Origin of the sequence: Hymenobacter sp. B1770 (assembly GCF_049896385.1) — a bacterium.
Classification (GTDB): Bacteria; Bacteroidota; Bacteroidia; order Cytophagales; family Hymenobacteraceae; genus Hymenobacter.
In genome coordinates, this window is the sequence record NZ_JAFCUF010000091.1 from 1 (window position 1) to 560 (window position 560).

The following is a 560-nucleotide window of genomic DNA, read 5'->3' on the forward strand; positions in this document are numbered from 1 at the left end:
CCTCGACCCGGCGACCCAGCCCAACCAGGACCTGTACGACGGCCTGGTCGACGCCAAGGGCGCGAGCGCGTACCTCACCCTTTCCTGGAACTACTTCCACGACCACCACAAAAGCCACCTGATCGGCAACTCCGACCAGGACGTGGGCGACCGGAAGGTGACGTTTCACCACAACCACTACGCGAACATCCACGAGCGGGTGCCCGTGTACCGCTTTGGCACGGGGCACGTGTTCAACAACTACTTCCGCCACGTCTACGGCACGGGCATCAACAGCCGCATGGGCGCCTGCCTGCGGGTGGAAAACAATTACTTTGAGGACGTGAAAAACCCCGTCATTACCAAGAACAGCAAGGAACCCGGCCACTGGGACGTGGCCGGCAACCTCTACGTGGCCAGCCACGGCAGCCAGCCCACGGCCTCAACCTGCGCCTTTACCCCGCCCTACGCGTATGCAACCGCCCTGACGCCCACGGCGGACGTGAAGCACGTCGTGCTGCAGGGAGCCGGCATCGGCAAGCTGTAGCCGCCGGGCCCGGAAGCAGGCATTCCGAACGTCG

Annotated in this window: 1 protein-coding gene; it reads left to right on the forward strand. The window is 64.3% G+C overall.

The genetic code is table 11. The features are described from left to right. Nucleotides 1-526, forward strand: a 526-nt coding sequence (locus ACP7AJ_RS21630) for a pectate lyase family protein (RefSeq protein ID WP_426062316.1), incomplete at its 5' end; no start/stop codon positions are given. Nucleotides 527-560 lie beyond the last annotated feature (34 nt).